Here is a 7,698-nt window from a genome sequence, read left to right as displayed (position 1 = left end):
GATCACTTCGGGGGAATTGTGATCGACCTCTACTTTATGGCGTAACCGGGCAATGAAATTATCCACAGTGCGCGTGGTTGGCTGATCATCTTCATAGCCCCAAATGTTTTCCAGTAAATCGTATCGCGAAACCACTTTGCCCTTATTTTCATGGAGGTACTTAAGTATTTCAAACTCTTTGTGCGAGAGCTTTACTTCTTCATTAGATTGGGTAAATGCTTTGTAGGCATCAAACTGAATCTGCAGATTGCCAATTTTTATGGTATCTGAATTACTCGACTGAGATTTTGATGAGCGCCTTAAATTGGCTTTGATTCGTGCCAGCAGTTCTCTTACGCTAAAAGGCTTGGTCATGTAATCATCTGCACCCAACTCAAGTCCTAATACTTTATCAATCTCTTCACCTCTAGCGGTTAGTAAAATAATGGGTGTATCATTTCCTTCCTTTCTAACCTGCTTACAGACATCAAAACCGGAAAGATTCGGGAGCATGACATCTAAGACTACTAAATCATATTCGTTAGTCAGAATTTTATCGAGCCCGGTTTGCCCATCGCTGGCAACCTCTACTGAATAACCATCAAATTCAAGGTTATCTTTCAATCCTATTTGCATGGCGGGTTCGTCTTCAACAATTAGTATTCTAGCCATTGTTTACTTTTTCTAAAGGAAAAGATACGATAAAAGTAGAGCCTTTTCCAAGATCACTTTTTAATTCTATAGTAGCATTATGGGCATCAACAATTTGTTTTACCAGTGCTAACCCTAAGCCAGTGCCTTGTTTTTTTGCTAAGTCGCCCGTAGACACCCTGAAAAACTTATCGAAAATATACTTCTGATCGGTTTTTGAAATACCAACACCATAATCTTTAACAGCTAGCATTGTTTTACCCTCTTTTTTCAGCAAGTTGATTTCAATACGTTTGGACTCATCAGAGTACTTGATGGCGTTGTCAATGAGGTTGATAAGGAGTTCGGTGAGTGCATCTTTATCCCCATTTATATTTGCCTCTGCTAGCTCTGTTTGAATTTTAAACTGCTCTTTTTCCAAATGATATTCATACGTGGTGAGTACATTTTCTACTACCTGCTTTAAATTCACAGATTCAAATGATAATCGTTTCTTGCCCGCATCCATTTGGCTGAAGCTCAATATCTTATTTACAATGCCCGTGAGTCGCTGGGTTTCTTTATTGATGATGGAATAATATTCCTTTTTCTTTTCCTCAGTAGGCACCCTGCCAAGTTCTAGGGTTTCTGCGAACATGCTTATTAGCGCCAGAGGGGTACGTATTTCATGCGATACGTTGGAGATAAATTCTGATTTGTTTTGTGCCAACTCTACTTCCTTTTTCACATTCCTAAAAACGAGTACGACACCCAGAATAAGGAAAACATCTAAAGCCAGAATCAAACCTAAATTCGTATAGGTTCTTTCTTTTATGAGTGTCTGAATGGAGTCGCCTCTTGTAGAAATACCCAACTTATAATCTGGTAAAAGCCACAAGTCTTTGTTTAATATTGGCTTTATTGACTCTACATTGGTAGAATCAAATGTGGAATAGATGGGGTAAGGTTCATTCAATTTGGATGCCTGTAGGGCAAATCGATTTTTGGCTATGAACTGTAAACGAGGGCCCAAAACATCCTCAATAAAGAGAATTGGGTCGACTACAATTCCGTAAAGTAAATTATCTTCATTGTTGGTGCCAGGATGAAAAAGAAAAACCACCAATTCTTTAGTTGTGTTGAAACTAATAGGTTCTACCTTCTGAAAGCCGCTTTTACTATACTTAATTAACCTTTTTCCAATGTCCCTGTTATCTGCCAATAGCTTGTTAAGTCCGTTCATGTATTGAACTATAGAGGTATCCCGTGGATAAATGGTAGCTGCTTTATCATTGATATAATAGGCAATGAGCGCATTAATAGAAGGGTTAAGATCTAACAGTTTTTTTACTTCGTTTGAGGTGGTGTCCACTTCGTGGAGGCGCATTCCTACCTCAAGTTTGGTTACCCATGTATTTAATACATCATCGGCATACTGATTGGCGGAAAAGAGAAATGCCTCGAGTTGTTGTTCATAAATCTTGTTTATTTCTTCTTCATCCTGATTTAAAGACGCAATTTCATAAGCACTAAAAAATAATGCCGGCATCAAAAAGATGACGAATAAGATTATTGCAATTCTGTTGATGGGTTTCAAGCGAACTGACCTTTATGTGCAATAGCTTGCAATACATGTGCATAATGGTGTCTGCAATGCCATGAATACATGGCTACGGTAAAGTTCAGATCGAATGTTTTGTTGTGTTCAGGATGGATATACTGTCTACTAAAATCTTCTTCTGATAAGCGTTCTAATAAATACACCCATTTCTTGTGCAGGGCCGTCAGTAAATCTAAAGATACGCTGATGTCTACCTCAATATCGGGTAGTTGTGCCCATAAAGATTCCTTATAAGGTTTGATAGTAGGCAAGCCTTCAGTAAGAGCTAATTTAAAGCGTAATTGTGCATTAATATGACTATCGGCACAATGATGTACCAATTGTCTTATTGTCCAACCTTCCGGTCTATAGTGCCACTGTAATTGTTCTTGTGTTAAGTCTTTCACAGCAGCTCTTAATTGATCAGGAAACTCAGCAATGTCTTGAATCCATCTATTTCTTTGATCGATAGTTGGTGAGCCGGTATAGTTTAACTTACCGATTGGGTAACGAAGTTTTTCTAAATCCATAGTTATTGAGCGAGTTTAATCAATGTTTCCAACGTATTTAAATTTCTGGCCGTTGCAGTAACTTTCAACTTATTTTCAAAGACATTATTACTTAATTTGGCTTTTCCATAGCCCTCTTTTGGATGATAGTAGACCACAGTATTAGTGATTGTAAATTCTTCATTCGTGTAAGAAATAGATGTTAAATTTTCAATATCCTCTTGCTTAGGTTTCGAATACAAAAAGACAAAATACTGCTTTTTTATATCTGAATTCGAATAAGGGTTGGCTGACTTTATAGCTTTTAATTCTCCTTGAGAGAGTGTCAAAACTGGCACATCAAACCCAAATGATTTCTTAATAAGTTGATGCACTTTTTTACTTACTTCATTCTTATCCAATTCACTGTCCAAAATAATATTGCCACTTTGAATATAGGTTTGAACATTGTTTAACTCTACTTCTGATTCCAGGGCTTCTCTTAGTTCAGCCATCTTAATTTTATTCGAGCCACTCACATTTACCCCTCTAAGCAAACAAACGTGCTTCATAAGCTGATCGTTCTTTTGATGAACATATTATTACTCATATAACCAGGTGCCCAAATAAAATCTTCAGGCAAAGGTGTGGTAAGCAATGCGTTTGCAATAGACATTTTAGATTCGACCAACGGTATTGTTATTGATCCTGGCTTAGCTTTTATCTTTAATATACACCCACTTGATGGGGCGCCATAGTATCGTAATGTTCTAGCCATTTCGCCTTCTAAATCTCTTTCATTTATATGAGTAAAATAGGCATCTTCAGGTAACGATATGTTAAAATAAGTAACTTCATGTCCGGGCATAATTTTAAGCGTTAGCTCTCGCATATCATTCACTATTGTATCGCTAAGAATGGCAAAACGACCAGCCATGATATTCATAACAGGTGCTTCGTCCTTCCAGTACCACGCTGAGGAGTTGGAATAAATTTCTTCAATGTGCCCCTGCTCATCAGATTTAATATAGTTTGAAATGAATTCATCTTTAAGCTTCTGTCTAGAAAACCATATGGCTTCATTTGTATCCAAATTTAAACCATACACTAAGGTGGTCTGCTGAGGGTAGTCATCAGAAGGTGAAGCCGTTAGTTGTCCGGCCACAAGTCCATAAGCAATCATTAAAGCACCTAAACCGTATACTATTTGATTGTTTATGTTATTCCAATGCTGCATAAGTGGCGCCAAGTAGGGCAGAAGAAGCAGTGCAAAAATGGCTGATGCATAAGGCAGACTAAAACTGAATACTACGAACAGGAAGTATATAAACGGAAGCCACAATAGCACCGGGATCACTATAATTAAAAAAGGAGCAATCGAGTTTTCTATAGGCTGTTTTATCGATGCTATTATCAATAGCACCGAATTAATGATCATCGGAACATAAAGTATGAAAGCGCCTGTTGGTACGTAAATTTTAAGCACCAGTATCAAAATGGCTTGCACTATTAACGATCCCAGTAAGAAGTTGTATCCTGAAGTTGACTTGACAAAAAACTTAAGAATGACCCCAAGAATAACGGTACAGGCACCTATAAAACACCAGATGTAATAACCCGAATTATAGAAATCATTACCATAAAAGCTGCTAAAATGTGGATTTAGCCAAAGTATAATTGAGTTGATAATCCATACCAAAGAAAAGCTGATAATTAGGAGTGCTATGTACAGCCCGGCACCTTTAAAAACACCCGACATGTTTACCGATTGCTTCCTTCTGAGAAAAAAGATGGTAAAGCAAAGCAATACTATCGAAAGAACGATTAATGGCCAATCTAAGCTGGCCGGATAAATAACTACCTGATTCAGCAGTGAGAAAAAGATGGCATCTTCTGCTTTTGTTTCATTCAGATTGACATTTCCGAAGTGGTTCACCATTTGCCACATTAAATCGCCCTGATGTTGCAATGTGCCCAGGTTTATGTTTTGCCATGTATCTTCCGGACTGTGGTAATAAGCATGCCCTTCAATAAATGCAGAATTAAGGCCACTGATGTGGGTGTCTTTAAACTCAGTAAAATCGCTTCCATTAGGCATGAGTTTATAAATTTCATAGGCCAACGCGTTAGCTAAAGGTTGATCTACTGCCTTTGAAAATTCTCGCATGATCCAGCCATTCTCTGAAGTGGTTTCGAACGTAAAATTCACACCTGTATTTCCTCGTGCATCGAAGTTGAGAAGCATACCAATCTCATCAAGCTCCGGATAGGAATTGACAAAAGCCTCAGCACCAAGCAGACCCACTTCTTCCTGATCAGTCATTAAAAAGTAGATGTCATTCTTTAATGAGCCTTGTTTTGCCAATAATTCCATTACTTCCAACATAGAGGCAATGGAAGAGCCATCGTCACCAGCTCCGGGAGTATTCGGTTGCGAATCGTAATGACCCATCACTAAAACGGCTTTGCTGTTGTCAGTGCCTTCTAGCTTTGCTAAAATATTATAGGCTGTACCTGCTGTAACATTGGTACCACCTTGATATTGCATGCCTGTGTTGGTAAGGACTTTTGTTTTGGCACCAAGCTTTTTACACTGATCATAAATGTAATTCCGTACTCGTTTGTGTGCTGGTGTACCTGTGCCGTGCGGTTCTTTAGCAATAATTTTTAAATGCTCAATAGCACGATAGGCTGAGTAACTATCCGGAGTATAACCGGGCAATGCCGGCTCGGGTGGCGTGATTTGATTAAATGAAACAATGCATATGATAATCAGGAATACAAGCGATACCCCTGGTAGGAGAAGTTTACTTTTCATGCTTTAATTTAATCATTCGGCAATAAAAAAGCCGTTCCAAATCTTAATTGGAACGGCTTTAGTTAAATATTTATTAAAATTTATTTCTCATTATAGATATGAACATCTCTCTGAGGGAATGGAATGCTGATTCCTTCTTTATCGAAAGTTAATTTCACTTTCTCCTGAAAATCCCAGTAAACACTCCAGTAGTCTTCTGTTTTAACCCAAGGACGAACATTGAAATTCACTGAACTATCACCCAGACTACTAACATCCACTCTGAATGCTGGTTCCTCAAGAACCCTTTCATCTTCCTGGCAAAGCCTCACCAAAATATCCTTGGCTTTTTTAATATCATCACCATATCCAATACCAAATACCATGTCCACTCTTCTTTTATCTTCAGCACTGTAGTTCACAATTCCATCATTACTTAACTTACCATTAGGTATTACTATTTTTTTGTTATCTGGCGTTAGTAACAATGTCTGAAAAATTTGTATCGATTGTACTGTTCCCGAATACCCTGCACCGTCTATATAATCACCTACTTTAAAAGGTCTCAGTGTTAATAAAATAACCCCTCCTGCAAAATTTTGTAATGTACCCTGAAGTGAAAGTCCTATTGCTAAACCTGCTGCACCAATAATTGCTACAAATGAAGTCATCTGTACTCCTAATGTGCTTAATGCAGTGAGAATAAGCAGTATTAATAATGAATTATAGAGTAAGCTAATTAAAAATGGACGCAGCGATTCATCTACATTGCTCTTTGAGAGACTATTTCTTACTCCTCTTCGAATGGCTTTTATAATCCAAATACCTATAACTAGTATGGCAATGGCCTTCAGTAAAGGGACGCCATATTCTATTGCATATTGTGACATGTAGTCAGTTCCTTTATCAAATATTTCCATAGAGTTCAAGATAATGGTTGATTCATAATTTTCCAACCAATGAACACACTTAAAATATTATTGTTCAATTCGCTCGATCTGAGCACCTAATGCTTTCAATCGTGCATCAATGTTCTGATACCCTCTATCAATCTGCTCTACATTAGAAATAATGCTTTCACCTTCAGCTGAAAGTGCCGCAATTAGAAGTGAAACACCCGCTCTGATATCAGGTGAACTCATCTTAATGCCTTTCAGAGGTTGCTTTCTGTCCATACCAATCACCGTAGCCCTGTGTGGGTCACAAAGGATAATTTGTGCGCCCATGTCAATCAACTTATCAACAAAGAACAAGCGACTTTCAAACATTTTCTGATGCACCAGCACAGTTCCTTTTGCCTGAATGGCAGTAACCAAAACAATACTCAGTAGGTCAGGAGTGAAGCCCGGCCACGGAGCATCTGCAATGGTTAAAATGGAACCGTCTATAAAAGTATCTATTTCGTAACGCTCTTGGGCTGGCACATGAATATCATCACCTTTTATTTCGAGTTGAATGCCCAGCCTTCTAAAAATGTCAGGAATTAAACCTAAATGCTCAACTCCTGCACCTTTAATAGTTATAGCTGATTGTGTCATCGCAGCCATACCTATGAAACTGCCTACCTCAATCATATCTGGGAGCATAGTGTGCTCAGTGCCACCCAATTTTTCTACTCCTTCAATATTTAGGAGGTTAGAGCCTATGCCACTAATTTTTGCACCCATGCGATTAAGCATCTTACACAATTGCTGAATGTAAGGCTCGCAAGCAGCATTGTAAATAGTAGTTGTACCTTTCGCCAAAACGGCAGCCATTAAAATATTGGCTGTTCCGGTTACGGATGCCTCGTCAAGATGCATGTAGCAGCCTTGCAGATTGGAAGCATCTATTTTATAAAATGCGTCTTTCTTTGAATAGTTGAATTTGGCGCCCAGTTTTTCAAAGCCTATGAAGTGGGTGTCCAACCTTCTACGACCAATTTTATCGCCACCCGGCCTAGGTATTTTAGCATAGCCATAGCGAGCCAAAAGTGGCCCAAGAATCATTATTGAACCTCTTAACGAGGCTGCTTTGGTTTTAAATTCATCTGTTTCAAGAAAGGCTACGTCCAGGTTTTTGGCTGTAAAACGATAGCTCTCATCACCCAGTTTTTCTACTTTGGCACCTAAATCACCAACAAGCTCTATAAGTTTATTTACATCCCTGATATTTGGGATTTTATTGATTGTGATAGGTTCCGGGCTTAATAATACAGCCGCTAT

The 7,698-nt window shown here is 38.4% G+C and carries 7 protein-coding genes; all 7 read right to left on the bottom strand.

Features of this window, described 5'->3' with window-relative positions; genetic code table 11:
* A partial coding sequence (locus RLO81_RS05835) for a response regulator transcription factor (protein WP_350108567.1) occupies nt 1-651 on the bottom strand: 651 nt, incomplete at its 3' end.
* Nucleotides 644-2,158, bottom strand: coding sequence for a sensor histidine kinase (locus tag RLO81_RS05830; protein WP_350108564.1), 1,515 nt, complete (start codon nt 2,156-2,158; stop codon nt 644-646). The genes RLO81_RS05830 and RLO81_RS05835, both read right to left, overlap by 8 nt.
* A 44-nt stretch (nt 2,159-2,202) precedes the next feature.
* Nucleotides 2,203-2,739 (bottom strand): YfiT family bacillithiol transferase, encoded by a 537-nt coding sequence (locus RLO81_RS05825; RefSeq protein WP_350108562.1) that lies wholly within the window; start codon nt 2,737-2,739, stop codon nt 2,203-2,205.
* Between the two features lie 2 nt (nt 2,740-2,741).
* Complete coding sequence (locus RLO81_RS05820; RefSeq protein WP_350108559.1) at nt 2,742-3,269, bottom strand: DUF1697 domain-containing protein; 528 nt, start codon at nt 3,267-3,269, stop codon at nt 2,742-2,744.
* The gene (locus RLO81_RS05815; protein ID WP_350108556.1) at nt 3,266-5,515 is read right to left on the bottom strand and encodes a M28 family peptidase; all 2,250 of its coding nucleotides are present in this window, start codon (nt 5,513-5,515) and stop codon (nt 3,266-3,268) included. The genes RLO81_RS05820 and RLO81_RS05815 overlap by 4 nt, the downstream gene beginning before the upstream one ends.
* Nucleotides 5,516-5,595: 80 nt before the next feature.
* Entirely contained in the window at nt 5,596-6,414 is an 819-nt protein-coding gene (locus tag RLO81_RS05810; protein WP_350108553.1) for a mechanosensitive ion channel family protein, read from the bottom strand.
* A 57-nt stretch (nt 6,415-6,471) separates the two neighbouring features.
* A partial coding sequence (gene murA / locus RLO81_RS05805; protein WP_350108550.1) for a UDP-N-acetylglucosamine 1-carboxyvinyltransferase occupies nt 6,472-7,698 on the bottom strand: 1,227 nt, incomplete at its 5' end.

It is taken from the genome of Fulvivirga sp. (assembly GCF_040220315.1).
Taxonomy (GTDB): domain Bacteria; phylum Bacteroidota; class Bacteroidia; order Cytophagales; family Cyclobacteriaceae; genus Fulvivirga.
The sequence above is the reverse complement of the archived record's forward strand: the minus strand, read 5'-3'. Positions and strand labels throughout refer to the sequence as shown.

Bases quoted from the DNA above. Each gene is read 5' to 3' on its own strand.
- RLO81_RS05825 (WP_350108562.1), bottom strand. From the start codon at position 2,739: ATGGATTTAGAAAAACTTCGTTACCCAATCGGTAAGTTAAACTATACC.
- RLO81_RS05815 (WP_350108556.1), bottom strand. From the start codon at position 5,515: ATGAAAAGTAAACTTCTCCTACCAGGGGTATCGCTTGTATTCCTGATT.
- RLO81_RS05810 (WP_350108553.1), bottom strand. From the start codon at position 6,414: ATGGAAATATTTGATAAAGGAACTGACTACATGTCACAATATGCAATA.
- RLO81_RS05820 (WP_350108559.1), bottom strand. From the start codon at position 3,269: ATGAAGCACGTTTGTTTGCTTAGAGGGGTAAATGTGAGTGGCTCGAAT.
- RLO81_RS05830 (WP_350108564.1), bottom strand. From the start codon at position 2,158: ATGCCGGCATTATTTTTTAGTGCTTATGAAATTGCGTCTTTAAATCAG.